The 14,935-nt window shown below is 60.3% G+C and carries 19 protein-coding genes; 6 read left to right on the forward strand and 13 right to left on the reverse strand.

From position 1 onward, the window contains the following. Positions 1-4 precede the first annotated feature (4 nt). From P0D80_RS41075 to P0D80_RS41085, 3 genes are all read left to right on the forward strand, one after another. Positions 5-784 (forward strand): hypothetical protein, encoded by a 780-nt coding sequence (locus tag P0D80_RS41075; RefSeq protein ID WP_408292300.1) that lies wholly within the window; start codon positions 5-7, stop codon positions 782-784. Positions 785-1,053: 269 nt separating this feature from the next. Then, positions 1,054-2,133, forward strand: a complete 1,080-nt coding sequence (locus tag P0D80_RS41080; RefSeq protein ID WP_408292302.1) for a primase-helicase zinc-binding domain-containing protein — start codon at positions 1,054-1,056, stop codon at positions 2,131-2,133. Positions 2,134-2,236: 103 nt separating this feature from the next. Further along, entirely contained in the window at positions 2,237-2,458 is a 222-nt protein-coding gene (locus P0D80_RS41085; RefSeq protein ID WP_408292304.1) for a hypothetical protein, read from the forward strand. Between the two features lie 68 nt (positions 2,459-2,526). Here the strand turns inward: P0D80_RS41085 and P0D80_RS41090 are convergent, their stop codons facing one another. From P0D80_RS41090 to P0D80_RS41100, 3 genes are all read right to left on the reverse strand, one after another. Next, on the reverse strand, positions 2,527-2,760 hold the full coding sequence (locus P0D80_RS41090; RefSeq protein WP_408292306.1) for a hypothetical protein: 234 nt from the start codon (positions 2,758-2,760) through the stop codon (positions 2,527-2,529). 232 nt (positions 2,761-2,992) lie between these two features. Continuing rightward, complete coding sequence (locus P0D80_RS41095) at positions 2,993-3,376, reverse strand: hypothetical protein (protein ID WP_408292308.1); 384 nt, start codon at positions 3,374-3,376, stop codon at positions 2,993-2,995. Between the two features lie 8 nt (positions 3,377-3,384). Then, complete coding sequence (locus tag P0D80_RS41100) at positions 3,385-4,398, reverse strand: PRTRC system protein D (protein ID WP_408292310.1); 1,014 nt, start codon at positions 4,396-4,398, stop codon at positions 3,385-3,387. A gap of 1,264 nt (positions 4,399-5,662) precedes the next feature. Here P0D80_RS41100 and P0D80_RS41105 point away from each other — a divergent pair. Beyond that, the gene (locus P0D80_RS41105) at positions 5,663-6,790 is read left to right on the forward strand and encodes an integrase domain-containing protein (RefSeq protein ID WP_408292312.1); all 1,128 of its coding nucleotides are present in this window, start codon (positions 5,663-5,665) and stop codon (positions 6,788-6,790) included. Between the two features lie 572 nt (positions 6,791-7,362). On the opposite strand, the gene P0D80_RS41110 is transcribed toward P0D80_RS41105, so the two are convergent. The 8 genes from P0D80_RS41110 to P0D80_RS41145 all read right to left on the reverse strand — a co-directional run bounded on the left by P0D80_RS41110 (position 7,363) and on the right by P0D80_RS41145 (position 11,895). After that, positions 7,363-7,500, reverse strand: coding sequence for a hypothetical protein (locus tag P0D80_RS41110; protein WP_408292314.1), 138 nt, complete (start codon positions 7,498-7,500; stop codon positions 7,363-7,365). A gap of 81 nt (positions 7,501-7,581) precedes the next feature. Next, the gene (locus P0D80_RS41115; RefSeq protein WP_408292316.1) at positions 7,582-8,250 is read right to left on the reverse strand and encodes a hypothetical protein; all 669 of its coding nucleotides are present in this window, start codon (positions 8,248-8,250) and stop codon (positions 7,582-7,584) included. Positions 8,251-8,348: 98 nt separating this feature from the next. After that, positions 8,349-8,741, reverse strand: a complete 393-nt coding sequence (locus P0D80_RS41120) for a DUF7682 family zinc-binding protein (protein WP_408292318.1) — start codon at positions 8,739-8,741, stop codon at positions 8,349-8,351. Between the two features lie 590 nt (positions 8,742-9,331). Beyond that, positions 9,332-9,631, reverse strand: coding sequence for a hypothetical protein (locus tag P0D80_RS41125; protein WP_408292320.1), 300 nt, complete (start codon positions 9,629-9,631; stop codon positions 9,332-9,334). A gap of 55 nt (positions 9,632-9,686) precedes the next feature. Beyond that, the gene (locus tag P0D80_RS41130) at positions 9,687-10,901 is read right to left on the reverse strand and encodes a DUF1173 family protein (protein WP_408292322.1); all 1,215 of its coding nucleotides are present in this window, start codon (positions 10,899-10,901) and stop codon (positions 9,687-9,689) included. Between the two features lie 3 nt (positions 10,902-10,904). After that, complete coding sequence (locus P0D80_RS41135) at positions 10,905-11,195, reverse strand: hypothetical protein (protein WP_408292324.1); 291 nt, start codon at positions 11,193-11,195, stop codon at positions 10,905-10,907. Further along, positions 11,192-11,461 carry a hypothetical protein gene (locus P0D80_RS41140; RefSeq protein WP_408292326.1) on the reverse strand — a complete coding sequence of 90 codons (270 nt, stop codon included), beginning with the start codon at positions 11,459-11,461 and terminating at the stop codon, positions 11,192-11,194. Before P0D80_RS41140 ends, P0D80_RS41135 begins: the two co-directional genes overlap by 4 nt. Positions 11,462-11,466: 5 nt before the next feature. Next, positions 11,467-11,895: a hypothetical protein gene (locus tag P0D80_RS41145; RefSeq protein WP_408292328.1), complete on the reverse strand. Its 429-nt coding sequence runs from the start codon at positions 11,893-11,895 to the stop codon at positions 11,467-11,469. A gap of 240 nt (positions 11,896-12,135) precedes the next feature. Between P0D80_RS41145 and P0D80_RS41150 the strand changes: the two genes are divergently transcribed. Together P0D80_RS41150 and P0D80_RS41155 are read left to right on the forward strand one after the other, a co-directional pair. After that, the gene (locus tag P0D80_RS41150) at positions 12,136-12,561 is read left to right on the forward strand and encodes a hypothetical protein (protein ID WP_408292330.1); all 426 of its coding nucleotides are present in this window, start codon (positions 12,136-12,138) and stop codon (positions 12,559-12,561) included. 19 nt (positions 12,562-12,580) lie between these two features. Continuing rightward, positions 12,581-12,790, forward strand: coding sequence for a hypothetical protein (locus tag P0D80_RS41155; RefSeq protein WP_408292332.1), 210 nt, complete (start codon positions 12,581-12,583; stop codon positions 12,788-12,790). A gap of 302 nt (positions 12,791-13,092) precedes the next feature. On the opposite strand, the gene tnpC is transcribed toward P0D80_RS41155, so the two are convergent. Further along, complete coding sequence (gene tnpC, locus P0D80_RS41160) at positions 13,093-14,649, reverse strand: IS66 family transposase (protein WP_408292334.1); 1,557 nt, start codon at positions 14,647-14,649, stop codon at positions 13,093-13,095. Positions 14,650-14,679: 30 nt separating this feature from the next. Beyond that, entirely contained in the window at positions 14,680-14,898 is a 219-nt protein-coding gene (tnpB, locus tag P0D80_RS41165) for an IS66 family insertion sequence element accessory protein TnpB (protein ID WP_408292336.1), read from the reverse strand. Between the last annotated feature and the right edge of the window lie 37 nt (positions 14,899-14,935).

The following is a 14,935-nucleotide window of genomic DNA, read 5'->3' on the forward strand; positions in this document are numbered from 1 at the left end:
GAAAATGACAACGACCACATTCAGCAAAGTCCTGGGCGGCATCTTTGGCATTGGCGAGCCGGTATCACCGCCGGCAACTCCCGCGCCAGTAGTAGTAGGGCAAGGGGGGCGCAACGAGCGTCAGCTGGTGATCGCTGGCGAAGCCCGGCTTTTTCGCGATGAGGGCGACGTGGTGGTGCAGTTTCGCCCGGCCTTCGATTACGAATTGCGTGACACGCCGGTCGGCATGAAGCTGGTCCCGTCACTCGAACCTCACTGGGCCGTCGTTAGCGAACATCCCGGCCCGCTAAGGGACGCGATCGCTGCAGCGATCATGGCAGCCGCTCCGCCAGTTACCCGGGAGCGTGAGCCTGCGGAGGCAGAGCGTCCCCGTGCACGCGCGCAAGTCAAGCCAGCTACCGCACCGGTCGTGATCGAGAATGCGGTACCGGCGTTGGCATCGCCCACGAAAGCGCCGGGCACCCCTCGCACGGAACGTTCGCATTACGGCGTCGTAACGGAGTGGGGTGAGCGCGAGTTCCCGGATGGCAAGCGACCCGGCAAGACCTATGAGTCGTTCTGCCTGACGCTGGAGCACCGTGGACAGACCCGCGTGTTGCAGGGCGAAGGCCTGCGTGACGCGATCGCGGAGACGCACTGCCGCATTGGAGATCGCGTCGAGGTCCGGCGACTTGGCAAGACGAAGGTGCCCGCAGTCAATTCGCGCGGGGAGCCCATTCTTGATCCGACAGGCGCTCAAGTCTTGTGGGACAAGTGGCTGTGGTCTATCAAGAAGAAATCTTGATCGCCATTCAGCACGTCTGATCCCGAACCTCCTCACCTTTGTTCCTGTATCGGCTCACCTTTTCGCTCCTTGACCATCCCTTACGGGGCGGCAGGGCGCGAAGGGTGAGTTTTCCCTCCTCGCACCTTTCCGTAATCCCAACCGGCAGCGCCGTCCTTGCTGAGAAAAGCCGTTTCGCGTGCCTCGGGCGTGACAGACGGCTTTTCTGAGCAACGGTTTCACCGCCTGTAAAGGCATCGACCTCAACCACACCACTACTGGAGTGACATATGAATGTTAAGGACCTGAAGCTGTCCCCGGAACAGTGGGTAGCGTTGCTCCAGAAGTACGGAGTGCCCGCAACCTCATTGACCGGGAAAGGCGCACCTTGTCCCATCTGCGGCGGCAACGACCGCTTTACTTATGACAACAAGCGCGGCCGCGGCGACTGGGTGTGCCGCAAGTGCAATGAAGGAAGCATGAAGGCCGGAGACGGCTTTGAGCTCATCTGCAAAACAGCCGGGATCACCTTTCGCGAGCTGATGCTGGAGCTCGACGGCGGCATTCCGATGCCGGCGCGTGACACACCGGGTTCCTCGGTGCCTTCGCCCGGCCGCAAGGCCGATCCGGTGTGGGCGCGAAAGCGACTCGAATCGATGTGGGGCAGGGCGGTGGCGCACGGGCGCGGCGATCTCATCTCGGGATATCTGCGCGCGCGCGTGCCCGGCCTTGACCTTTCTCCGTCGCCGGCACTCCGGCTGGCAATGCTCGAGTACCGGCATGAAAAGAAGGTGATCGGCAAGTGGCCTGGCGTTCTCGCCAGATTCACGCTACCGGACGGACGCCTCGGCACACTTCACCGGACGTTCCTTGATCGTTCGAAGCCCGCAAAGGCGGCCATCATCACTAACGATGGGGAAGTACTGCCTTCAAAGATGAACGATGTGACGTTGCACAAGCTGAACGGCGGCGCAGTCCGGCTGATGGAGCCGGTCAACGGCGAGATCGGCGTGGGGGAAGGCCTCGAATCGGTGCTTGGCGCACACATGCTCTTTGGTGTGCCAGTCTGGTACTGCCTTAACCGCGTGCTGCTTTCCGACTTCGTTGTTCCTGATGGCCTTGGAATCCGTGTCGTGCATATCTTTGCTGATTTCGATGCGGTCGATCCGAAAACGCGAAAGTCGCCCGGGATGGCTGATGCGCTGGCGCTTGCCAGGCGCCTGCGCACCGACGGCTACACCGCAATTGTTCATCGCCCAAAAGTCCGCGGGACGGACTTTGCGGACGAATGGCTGACGTTATGTAACAGGCCTCGCGTTCCTGCTGCGCCCGTCGGGAGCGGCGCGACGCGCGAGGCACTGCATGTCTGATTAACGGCGGCCTGGCCCGCCCAGTAGTTCTTCTTAACCGCCCGGTGGGGATTCGTCCCCGCCGGGGCCGCAATCCGTCCGGGCCTTTCCCGTGGAGAGAAGCATGTTCAGGATGATTGTTGGCCGGTTCGACATTGTCGCTACGTCGGGCGTCAAGAATGGTTCGGTACGAGTCGGCAAGTCGGAAGCGCAGGCTTACGATGTGATTGACCGGCGTCGGGCAGTGAATGCGAAGCCTGAGCAGACAGGCATGGAACTGGACGACGCGTGGACTTATTGCGTTCGCTACCAGGGTCGAGCTCGCGGTATCGCCTTATTGCATTGACTCAACCCCATAACGACAAACCCGGCCATTGGCCGGGTTTTTTTTTCGCCCTGAGTCGATGAATTGGTTCACCACGGAGAGGTCTTGATCCGGAAGACGATCTTCAACAGCAGAAACATCATGAAGAGGAAAGGGCGCAGTATGCCAATCGCCCACAGAAATGCGATGCCGCAAATGATAAAGACCGAAACGGTGATATCGCATTTGGGCAATAAAACGTCGATGGCAATGAAGCCGAAAAGCGCGGCGGCAACGATCGCACGGCGCGCGAGGGGATCCAGACTCCAGAATTTGTTAAGCATGATCGCTGTCCTTGTGAAGCCACGACAGCACCGCACCGCGCAGATGATAGGAAGACTCTAAGGCAGCAACGCCCACAGCCACCAGGAGCCAGAAGCGCGCGGCCCGAGTCCAGTCCGCGTTAGTTAGTACGTGCAAGAGGTCCATTGTTCCTACTCCATTGGTAAGGCCCGTCATGCAGGCCGATGACCTATCTTCGCAAATGTACCGCGAAGTCAAGGCCATCGGACTACCCTAGAAGTCGGCGAACTGCTCGCCTATCGCGTCCGAATTCCACCGGCGAACTGCGGGATCAATGGAAGCGCCGTTCGTCAGTTCGCGCGAAGGGGCCTTCTGCTGAACAGGTTCCGTCGCAAGGTCCGGAGAGGAACGCACCAAGTCCCGCCGCCGCTGTTCACCCATCGCGGTTTCCGGAATCGGGGGCATTCCAGTGACAAAGGGCAAAGCTGGCGCCGCTCTGTCCTGTGCCGTCGGGACAGCGTGCAAGCGTTCGCCACGGACGGAAGCACCTGCGGCGGCTTTCAGGACGCCCGCTCGCAATCTTGCGTTGTCGAACTTGGCAAGATGGGCATAGAGGTCAGGGTCCGTTGCTTCGTTGAGCGTCAGCTTGATAATCATCTTCCCATTCACGCGGCTAGCGCCTTCCTTTCGCGCGCAAGGGTGGACTCGCCGACGATCAGGAACCCCTTCGCGTTGGCGAAGCACGGCGAGTCAAGGACATCCAGATCTACGCGCGGGAATGCCGCACGAATGGCTGGTTCGTAGAGACTTGCACCGCCGCCGGTCAGCACGATCGAGCGAAGGTCGGCGGTGCGCCCGACACGGTTCTGTAATTCCTTCACCGTGGCGTTGATGACGGCCTGCGACTGTTCGAGCAGCGGTGCGAGATCAATGTCCTTGCCGTAGAACAGCATCGGCTTCTTCTCGCGAAGGCATTTGTCGATCCGTTCCACGTCGTCGGCCGGCTCGCCCTCCTGCGCAGAGATCAGGGACGCGATGCGCTTGTACACCTGGGATGCGCCACCGGGCGCGCCACCGCTGCGCCGATCGTTCATCGTAAAGCCGTGGGCGACCACCCAGTCAGTCGTGAAGTACCCGACGTCGATGACGAGATGGGCGTTCTCGCGGTCAAAACGCACACCACCATATTCGGAAAAGGAAACGAGTGACCCGAGAGGTTGCGGGATGACCTTGACGGAATGAACCGTGATCGGTCCATTCCCGAAATCAAGGACGCCGGAAAACGCATCGCGCAGATGGGCAGAATATTTCGTGATGCTATGGACCGGCAGGCCGAGCACCATACGTTCGACTTCGGTCACGCCTGCGAAATGCAAGGCGCCCCCGAGCAGCGCCGCGTAGTTCGGCGTTAGACAAAAGTCTTCCGAGAGTGTCCGGCCGGCATTGCCATAGGCTGAGGATAGTTCAACGCCCGGTCCAATTTCGTACGTCGAGCCGTCGACCTCGATCGGCACGACTTTACGGGCGGACAAGACACCCTGACCGTAGCCAGAAACCGCATCGCTTACGGCGAGTGGCGCGAGCGAGGGAAACATGCTCGTTGCGATGTCCGATCCCATGCGGAATGCGCTTTTCGTGTTGCCGTACCCAACGTCTACTGCGAAAACAGAAACTTTCATGACTCTCTCCAGAGTTGTTAAAGATTGCACAGCGCTTCCGGGGCAGAATTGGGGCAGATAAAACCCCAACGACTTCGGGCTGCTCGACGCTGGGGCACTTATCGGGCAGTTGAGTGCCCACGGTGCATGCCAGCGTTTTGCGCCGAAACGTGCTCGGGCACTTGGCGGTCACATAGCTGCCCAACATCTGCCCCAACGCTGCTGTGACGATCCAACTCTATAGGCGCGGGGAAGAAGTCAAGGCCGCAAAAGCTCGCAACATTTACGTAGCTTTCGCGCGGCAACGGACTCGTCGACGCGTTAATCTCTTCGCTACCAACCGCGCGATTGAGCGCATCGACCTCTGAGTTTCACCATTGAAGGGATCGCTTTGCCTGGCGAAATCTCGTCCTGTCACAGGCCGCAAAATGAAGCGGCCTTTTTCTGAATCAAATCAAATACACCGTGGGCCAACTTGAGGACCCCGGACACGCGATATCCATTGGGTTTGCGGGCGGTTTTGCCCGATTTTGCGATTTGAGCTGAGTTGCCGGACACCGGACACTTCCGAAACCGGACGTAACTCACGCTTGAGTCAGCATTGGACGCACCCTTTCAGCACACGAAGCTGGGACCGTTGCATGAAGCCCGACACACAGCGGCGGATTGAACGGACTTGGGGGTGGGGGTATGTGATCGCTATTTACAGCGAACACATCCCTGTACGGAAGACGAACGGCGGGCGCGGCCGGAGAAAAAACAGCGCAAACGGTTTGCCGGACGGTTGGCCACAGTCGTGCGAGTCGAGAGACGGCGCACACGGGCGCGTGAAAACGTGTCACAGGCCGGTCCGGCAGCTAGAGCAGTCGGCGGAGTCGGGATCGCGGAGCGAAAAGCGCTGCGGCCCGACCTGCGAGACAGCGGACCCGATCAACGACGATGGACCCTGCAAAGGCAGGCCCGGTTCGGTGATGGCAGGGAAAGCAGATATCGCAGGCAGGCATCGCGCGCGAGCGTGGTGCCTCGCAGCAGGCAGCAGATGGACAGTCGATGCACGTCTCTTCCACGTGCGGGGCTGAACCGATGGAATCGCTAAAGGACAGGAAGATTGTACCCGGCGGGGAACGCAACGCGCAGCGCGACAGGTTGATGCGGGGATAGGCTCCCAGCGTCTCGCGCGCAGCGCACCGGAGCGAGCCGTAAAAGATCAGGAAAATGTTCGGTCGCGGCGTTTCGGCAAGGCGCTGTACAACGCTTTGACCGTGCCATTCATGGGGTTGTAAGGATGTCAGCTATTTTGAATGTGCGCGCAGTGCTGCGCGATTATCGGTTGCCGCCCGACTTTAAAGGGGTACTCGAAAACCTCTTTCTGGAGAATGTCGAGAAGGTGCACAGTCGCACGCGAATTAGCGCCAAGCCTCTCTCCATCAAAACGCAGATGTATCGGACGCAGCAGATCTGTCGATCTTTTGAAGAGCTTCGGAAAAACGGCTATGCGCTCCAATCGCCGTATGCGCTGAAGCAGAAGCACGTGAAGTTCCTTGTAGACCTGTGGATCAAGTCCGGCCTCAGCGGTGGCACGATTGAGAACAAGTTGACTTATCTACGAGCGCTCGCTGACTGGATGGGAAAGACGAACCTCATCGGAACCCTGTCTGATTATGCGGACAGAGAAGCGAATAATCTCGTGCGCTCTTATGTGGCGCTCGAAGATAAGTCCTGGGTAGGAAACGGCGTCGACGCCTCAGCGAAGATCGAGGAGATTGCAAAAACAGATCCGCGCGTCGCAGTGCAGCTTAAGCTTCAGGCGGCGTTTGGGCTGCGCGTGGAAGAGAGCTTCCTTCTGCGCCCCGCCGAGGCCGTGCGCAACGATGGCCTTTTGAGCGTAACCCGCGGGACAAAAGGCGGCCGTGACCGGGCGGTGCCGATTGACTTCAAATTTTCGGTACTGGAAGAAGCTGCCGCGTTGGCCAACCCTTTTACCGGCTCGACCATCCCGCATGGCATGACCAAACAGCAGTGGAAGTGGCGCTATTACAAGGTGCTGGCCAAACACGGCGTCACCGAATCGGGAATTGGACTGACCAGCCACGGTCTGCGTCACCAGTACCTGCAGGAAATGTACGAACGGATTACTGGCGTTGCAGCGCCGATCAAGATGCCATCAGAGCGCGTGGATCGTGAGGCACACAAGGCGGCGATGCAGCGCGTTGTCGAGGCGGCAGGTCATAGTCGCGCGACTAAAGCAAACGCCTATCTCTCAACGCATGCTGCGTTGGCTGCGAAGAAGACGCGTTCGCTGACAAGGGAAATGGCACTGGAGGCCATCACAACTGCGGGCGGAGTGAAATCACGCGCCGCAGCCGCGATGGGAATCTCGCGTCAAGCGCTGTACAGGCTGTTAGAGAAGTAATGGCGGGCCGCTTTGTCCGGTTGCCTGCCTCACACCGTCCTGGCGGGTAATGAGCCACGGTCTCCGCTACCGGCACATGCAGCAAATGTATGAGCGGATTACGCTGTTCAGGCACCGATCAAGCAACCCACGGAGCCGGTAGATCGCGAGGTGCGAAGGCGGCTATGGAGCGCATTGTCGAAATGGCCCGACACAGCAGGTGCGACGAAGGCAAACGCCTACCTCTCGAGCACAGTCCTGTTGCCGCGAAGAGGATTCGGGCGTTGACGCGGCAAGCAGCGGTCTAGCCAGCTGTCCAGGAGGCGTCGGCCATAAAATTCGAACTGCGGCGGCTCTCGGCATCTCGCTCCCTATGCTTTACCAACTGCTCCCGTCAGAAAGCGGATGACCCGACGAAGCGGGGAATGCTCGGCTGCTGTGGTAAAAGCAGCCGGTCGCTGTTCCAAAAATCTATACAAAATATCCATTTTTGGAACGGAGGTGGGCGGCAAAAAAAGCTGACTAATCAGGCACTTGATGACGTCCGTTTTCGCAAAAAAATAACCATGGTTAATTTTTTGGACTGTTTTTGGCTAATGCAGCCATTCAAGGACCGGGCTGGTCAGTGCGTGATACGTGAAAATCACTCCGAGGGCCAGCACGGTAAGTAGCTGCGGAACGAGCTTTTCGCGATGGCGGTACGCGGCACGAATGTATTCGACTGGGGACATGTTTTTCTCCGACCGGTGGTTGTTCGCTCACCGATGTGGCGAGAGTTCAGTCCAGTATGGCGCCGCTCCCGCGAAGTCAAGTCACCAGCGGTTGCGATCCGGGAGATCGTCAACGGCGGCTGAGACCCGGGTCTCAAAAGAGCAATCCTCGTCACCACTGGTCGCCGGAATGCGTGGGAACTGAACGGACGCCACACCATCGATGTAGACGAAGCGCGCCATCTGCTGCAGCGTGCGATAACGGGCGGCATCCTCGAGCACCGGGTCTATCGGCCAGAAATCGCGCGTGGTGATTTTCCCGTCGACAATCTTCTGCGCGAGCATTGAGAAAATCGGGCCGCGCTTCTCCCAGTCCTCCGTTGTGCGACTAAGTAAATCGAGGATGTACGGCGCGTCGATCGGCGAGATCTCTTTGCGTACGAGATCGAGCAATTCGCCCTCGGCCGCGGCCGGGCGGTTCAATCGCTGATTCCATATCTTTCCGGCCTCATCGAGTGCGGCGTGCCTGTCGTCGCCGACGGGTATCCACGGCGATTGCATCCCGCAGTCGTCGCACAGGATGCAGCAAAGCTTCTCGGTCGGCGGCTCCGACAGCGACCGCGCCTCCATATCGTTCATCACGGGGGCGGAGCTGGAATTGATCTGCAGGAAATCCGTCGAAGGCCTGATGCGGCCACCGATCACTCGTTGGGACCAGCCGAACGCCCAGTTGCCGCCACAGTGTGCGCAGGGGAAAAGTTCATCGGTCATGGCGCTTCCTGGGGACAGTGTATTTATAGTCGAATTGTAATGTCTCCCGACCAGCGCTTCTGGGCAAAACGACAGGGATAAACACAAATTGCGGCAAGTCAGCCGCTCAGGGCGTCAGCTGTGTGGTTGTACGCTTCGTGCGAGAGGAGGCGTAGAGGGCGCAATGACTCACAGTCGAACACCAGGCGGTAGGCGTATCCAACGGGCACCGAGAGGAGCTGCCGGTTCGACGAGCGGATCGGTTTTCCCTTGAGCGCGCACGGGTGAGTGCCGTCCCGCACTTTCGTGAGGATCGATCGAGCCTCTCTCTGAAGGGATGGCAGGTGAGCCACGCAGGACAGGTCGATCGGGTCAGCTGCGGCCAGTTCTTGCTTGGCGAGGCGCTTATGCTGTCGCGCGAGCGCCTCGGCTTCCTTGGCTTTTGTGATGGCGACGCAGGTATGGCAGTACTTGCCTTTGCCCGAGTGCCCGCAAGGGAAGTCTCGCTTCATGGTGATGCCCTTCAGTTAGATGGTTCACCATTCGACCATGGAGCAGCCCTCAGTCAAGGTCAGGTTGAGGAAGGTTTGGACGGGTCTTTCGTGGGCTGCCGGGAATCCAGTTCGGCCGACAGTTCGAGGATGCGCGAGTCCGCCCGCGCGAGCCTCGTTTCCAGGCGCTCTATGTGAGCGAGTGCAACGGCGTACTGGTCAGCGAGCATCGTGAGGGCCCAGAAGGGCGTAAGCGTGGCAGAGCAATCCCGGCAAGTAACGATTCCGCCCCGCGGGTCGAGGCGGATATTGCGATGGGCGCACTCGCCGGGGCGGTGCGTGCGATCGTCTGTGGTGACGCGCATGCGCGCGAACGGGAGGACACTGCTCATGCGCTTCCGGGCGGTAAAGTACGGGTTTATGGGGCGACGGCGCGGGACGCTATGTCAAAAGCGGCGTCGGGCGCAAACAGATTGCGGGAGATCGCTTCGTCGCGCCGGTAGTGCTGCTCGATCGTGTCAAGATAACGACGGAACGCGTCCGTGTCAGAAGGCGCGACGCGGCCGCTGCCGGCGGCAAAGCGCACATCGGTTGGCGTGTTGGCGTGCCGCTCAATGCTTGCGAGCGCAGCGACCTCCGGAAGCCACCACCGATTCCAGCGTGGTGAACTTCAGCCAGCCGCGCGTGGCGCCGTCCATTTCGTCCCACGATGCCTGAAAGTCGAGAATCGCGCCGAGAGAGCTGAAGAAGGCCATCCGCACGGTTGTGTCGTCCGCAGCGGCGACGACGATCTGCTTGCGCCGTTCGTCGACCGGATCGGTCGAGCTTGCCATGCAGAGTGCCGGATAGCTGACGTGCCAGTCAGCACCGCGGGCCAGAGCGCGCTGAAGAAAGAAAGAGTTGGATTCCATTTTGTCGATCCTGTTCGGGCTATATCTGCCTCACCCTATATGCATCGGCAGCAAGTCAAGTCGGCGACGGTAGCACGACCGAGGAGAGCGGCGATGGTGGAACCCATTCGACGCATGGCTCACGGCGCGAAGCGTAGATCGCCTGCTTCTGCAACTTGCGGGCGCGGTATGCGTCGTTAGCTTCCATGCCATAGATCTCGATTGCGGTTGGCCGCGCTGTGTCTGTCAGACGGAAGTCGGGCAGCATGTCGTCGCCCTCGTCCCGCCGTAGCGGCTTTTCGAACCGCCGCCGCTCGTCCACAAGACGGTTCGCCATATCGACCTCGTAGCTCGAGTCGCACGGGATGAACGCGCGGTTGCAAAGCTGCAGGGCGAGATCGACCGCGCGCAGATTGCCGTCCTTCGTGCGTTCAACGACGAGCACGGCGACGACTCGGGCTTCCGGCTGGCCGATCATCGGCCACGCGTGCCGGTAAGAACGGGCAACGCTTTCAACAAGCGCTTTCGATGCATAGAACGTCTCGAACGTCTGACGCAGGCGAACGATGAAGCCATACTTTGAAGGATCGATGGCCTTGATTTCCGCGATCACGACGCCGCGGCGCGACTCTGTCGGCGTGGTCCTGATCCGGCTCAGGAAGGCGTCGAACTCGGCCTTGATGGTCGGCAGTTCACTTTCTTCATAGCGCCGCATGACGTGAACGACGTCCTGAACCGGCTTGCCGTTCATCTTCCCTTCGCCGAGCACCGCGAGGATCTGTGCACTGCAGGTGCCCCAGTTGCGCTGCGCTCCGCCTGACCAATGGTTCAGGCCAGCGTCTTGCCACACGCGCTGCAAAAAACCGAGTAGCGGTGCGGATCGGCGCGACGCAGCGCGCGAATTGTCGCCCGGTGAGCTTTCGCTTCTAACAGTACCGACAGTGCGCACCGTCAGGGACACGTCTAATCTTGCATCGAGTCCCGCATGCGTCGTGCGGATAGCTTCCTGCTCGATGCCAGAAGCGCCACACAATCCGGTTGGTTCGGCGAAGAACGAACAGATGTCCCGCTTGTGATAGACACCTTCGTCTGGCCAGCGCGCGAGATGGAAGAGCGCGCCGTAGCGGCGAACGACCAGTCGAAGCGGCTTGCCCCCGCCCGCGCTCTGGCAAAGGCACTCGGCGTAGCCAGACGTCCGCTTCGCGCGCTCGAGTCGTGTCGCGAAGCGTGCGGGATTGTCCTGCACCTCTTCGAGGGATGTTACCAGGCCATCGAACCGGACGTTTGTCATCTGTCAGTTCTGTAGAAAACCCGGCCACGTGCTGCCTACGTTGCCGCGAAAGGCATGTGTCCCAAGCAGCTTGCTCACCTGACGAACGCTGCTGGCGAACTGGTCGAGGTGGTGCTGGGTCGGAAAGCGCGCAACGATGCGTCGCAGTATGCCGGGTGCAATGTAGTCGCGCTGCTCGACATACCCATCGCCGATGAGTGCGTCCATCCAGCAGTCCGGGAGTCCTAGCGCCGTGGCGCCGCCGACCCCTTGTCCACGCGTTGTATCGACAAATTCGAAGACGATCGTGATCATGGTTGGACATCCGCGGTACGAAGAGCGTCGCCGTGTCTGGCCATCCGCCCGAGCGGGATGATGCGCTCGATGGTCGAGACGTCGATAACGTGGCGGGCGCCTGTCGCGTTCTGAAATTCGAGGAAGGTCACGCCGTCAACGACGTGCTCCCGGATGAAGGTGCGTTCGAGCACGAGGCCGGGGAAATGGCCGTTGGACAGCGCCAACGCGCGGGTCTCGATGCAGTAGCCCGTGGCAGGGCGTAGCTGGTCTGTCGCGTGTTGCATGCGGGTCACGGTCGCGCGTGCCGGTGCTTTGTTCCGTACGCGTCGAAGAGCGAGATCGCGCCGACTGCCATGACGAATGTGTTGAACACGGCCAGGCCAATGAGCCACATTGCGCGCTTGTCGCGCACGGCAATCTCTTCGGCGCGTTCTCTTTCCGCCGCAGCAAGGTTCGCACGCTGTGCGGCAAGTGACTGGGCTAGCGCCTGTTCGGAGCGCACGTCGTGACGGGCGAGCACACCCGAACGGAGTGCGGGCGGCATATCCCGGATCGCATCCGACACGCCCGTGAGTTCAGAGACGATTGCCGTATCAATCACGACGCCCACCGCTGCGCGCTGGGGTTGCAACTGGAATCCAGCGAGGCCGATCGTCGCCGTCGACGTGAGCACGGCGATGGTGAGGATGGACAGCGTGGCGCGTTGACTAAATTTCATGCGGATCGATAGAAGTTCACCCATCAAGGGCGGGCACGGTCTTATTTTCCGACTACTACGTTGTCGCGCGGCTTGCAAAGACACCGCAAATCGCCGTCCTTTCGGCACCGGACTGTTGAAACGACTGGCAGTTCGAAAGTCCAATGTAATGCGACCCTTGAAAAGAGGCAGGAAAACAGCGTCATTCTTCGTTAGTAGTCTGCCCATGGGTAAAAATCTGGCCGAGGTTCGAATGGATAAATGAAGGTAAAGGATGCAATCAGGTGGGTCGCTGTAGCCGTTTCGATCGCCATGCCCTTCACGGTGATCAACATGGTCGAAGCCTACCTGGAGAATGGCTCCGCTCTGACAAGAGCGTCCCTCATTGAAGTAGACATGGTGAGGCTGTCACAGCTCAGCGGTGACGTCCGGAGCCTTCCCGCTGTGGATGGGTCGCTGCTACTGACAAGACACGGCCTGAGTTCGTCCGAAGCTTTGCAGCAGAGGATAAAGCTCGCGCAAACCACCTTTGCGCAGACTCGCGCGGACGTCGAAAACACAGCGCGCCGCGTTTGGCGCAACACAGCTATCGGTTTCTTTTGCGTAGCGATCAGCAGTTGGCTCGCAGTGACGCTGGCTATCGTGTTGCCACGCAAACGCGCGGACGGCTCCGCCGCTTCGGCGTGACGCTCATTCAAAAACCAGCGTGAGTTACCACACCCGCGACTGGGAAGCCGCAGCACAGGAAGCCGCCTTCGACGGGCTCTGCTTCTGCATGCTCAGCGACGGCCGGCTTACCAACCGGCAGGCAATGCCGGATGAGACACCGCACCAGAGTCGCTTTGCCCTAGCCTCTGATTTTTTTGAACAGCACATTGCCCTGATCACCCCTGGGCCGCATCCCTCGCGGATATGACTCAAACAACTACACATCACGTTGAAACGGAGAACCAATATGCAATTCGTACGCAAAACGTTGTTCGCGACGGCAGTCGCAGCAAGCCTAATCGCGAGCGCCCACGGGGCAACGACAGTCCAGACGCTTGACATTACCTGGTACAAGGACGGTCAGGTGATCGGTAAGCACCTCGCGACGGCCGTAGGTGACTTTCGCGCGCGCGTCGATGATGATGGGTTTAACGGAGAGATTGGGGGAGATCCTGTCCGCGATCTCCAATCATGGACAGGATGCATCTGGATCTCCCCGGATTGCCCTCGTTACGTGGCGCCCACTGGTGGGCCGGCCGATTTGCGCAACCTGTCCGCGACGTTCCATGGCAACAGCTCGTCGATGCGGTTGACCTTGTAGTCTGCGATGTGAGTAAGCACGTGGGTCAGGTACGCGCGTGGATCGATGCCGTTGAGTTTGCAGCTCCCGATGAGCGAATACATTGCGGCTGCACGCTCGCCCCCGCAGTCGGAGCCAGCGAACATAAAATTTTTTCGTCCGAGCGCGACGCAGCGCAGGGCATTTTCGGCGAGTACGTTGCTGATCTCGACCCGGCCGTCTTCGCAGTAGAGCGTAAGCGCGTTCCACTGGTTGAGCGAGTAGTTGATCGCCTTGGCCGTCTCCGACTTCTTCGACAGCTTTGCGAGCGTGGCTTTCATCCACGTCTCGATGGTACCGAGCAGAGGCTTGCTTTTCTGCTGTCGCACGCGCAGCCGTTCGTCTGCTGGTCTTCCGCGAATGCTGGCTTCGATGCCGTAGAGCTCGCCGATCATGTCAAGCACCTCCTTCGTTGTCGGCGACGGCGTGCGGACATGGACATCGTAGAGCTTTCTCCTGGCGTGATCCCAGCATGCAGCCTCGCGAACGGTACCATCGGTAAACAGCTCGTTGAAGCCGGCGAAGGCGTCCGCCTGCAGGATGCCCTTGAAGCCGGCCAGATGCGTCTGCGGATGGATGCCTTGCCGGTTCGGCGAGTACGCGAACCAGACCGATGCCGGTTCGGTGGAACCCGAGCGGCGATCATCGCGCACGTAGACCCAGAGGCGTCCCGTCTTCGTCTTCTTGTTGCCGGGCGCGAGCACCGGGATCGGGGTGTCATCCGCGTGCAGCTTGAATGCCGCCATCGTGTTGCGGCGCAGTGCCTCGGTCAGCGGCTCGCACAGCGCCTCGCACTGGCCGACCCACCGGCCCGTGCTGGCCGGATCGAGGTTGACACCATCGCGTGCCGCGATCTGCGATTGCCGGTACAGCGGTTGATGATCCGCGAATTTCGAAACGAGAATGTCGGCCAGCAGGCTCGGGTGAGCGATGCTGCGCTCAATTGGCAAGCCCGGCATCAGTGGCTGCGTGATCTTGTGGCAGCACGGACAGACCATCTTGCGACGGATCGTGCGGATTACCTTGAATGCCGCGGCGACCCGGGCAAGCTGCTCGGACACGTCCTCGCCAAGTGCCTGCATCGGCTGACCGCAATCCGGACACTCCGGTTGCGGCTCGAGCACGTGATCCTCGCGCGACAGATGAGACGGCAGGGCTTCCTTCGAAGCGGCTTCGCCGGTAGCGGTCGACGCGTTCGCACGAGAGTGAGCGCGTCGCATGTCCGCTACACCGCGCGCAGCAGTCAGGTCCTCCAGCTCGGTCTCGAGCCGCGTGATCTGCCGGTCCAGCTGCTCGGACTTGCGGCCGAACTGCATGCGCCTGAGCTTGTCGATCTGGGCCTTGAGCTGCTCGATAACGAGGTCCCGCTCGGCAAGCAATGCCCGGGCCTCGGCCAGCATCGCCTTCAGGGCATCGATGTCGTCAGGAAGCGGCGCAGTATCAGACATGCGTGGGAGTTTACGCACCTCCCGCGCGGTTTACAACATCGACAGTGGCGTGCGCGTTCGGGAAGGCTGCTTCCAGTTGATGCCTTCGAGAAGCATCGACAGTTGAGCCTGCGTCAGGTGGATCTTGCCGCTGTCAGCCTCGGGCCAGACAAAGTGTCCGCTCTCAAGCCGCTTGCTGAACACGCAGAGCCCGTCAGCCATGGCCCAGAGAATCTTGACTGTGTCACCGAGCCACACGACATTCAACATACCGTTCGCAGGTTGCGGTCATCGCATATCCATGGCC

This window comes from Paraburkholderia sp. RL17-373-BIF-A, assembly GCF_046030175.1.
Lineage (GTDB): Bacteria > Pseudomonadota > Gammaproteobacteria > Burkholderiales > Burkholderiaceae > Paraburkholderia.